Here is a 361-nt window from a genome sequence, read left to right as displayed (position 1 = left end):
GCCAGGGCGCGGTGCGCGTCACCCAGCTCGACATCCGGCCGCAGCCGCCGGAAAAGGAAGACAAGCTGTCGGTCTGGCCATACTGGGCGACCAAGATGCGCACGTCATCCTCGCAGGCCGAAGGCGCCGAGCGCGAATTCCAGGTGGCGACGCTTGAATTCATCGGCGAAAACGGCCAGCTGACCGGGGTCAAATGCTGCGAAGTCGACGAAAAGCGCAAGCCGATCGCCGGCACCGAATTCGTCATCCGCGCCGATCTCGCGTTCATCGCCATCGGCTTTGCCGGGCCAGCCGCTCGCGGGCCGGTGTCGGAACTGGCCGGCCAGATGAAGATCGCCATTGACAGCCGCCGCTCGAAGAA

1 pseudogene is annotated in these 361 nt (G+C 65.4%); it reads left to right on the top strand.

What is annotated here, in order from left to right:
- Positions 1–361 (top strand): annotated as a pseudogene (gene gltD, locus EOC06_RS38645) (glutamate synthase); the annotation flags it as partial.

The sequence above is a fragment of the Mesorhizobium sp. M7A.F.Ca.MR.362.00.0.0 genome (genome assembly GCF_004023175.1).
Lineage (GTDB): Bacteria > Pseudomonadota > Alphaproteobacteria > Rhizobiales > Rhizobiaceae > Mesorhizobium.
The sequence above is the reverse complement of the archived record's forward strand: the minus strand, read 5'-3'. Positions and strand labels throughout refer to the sequence as shown.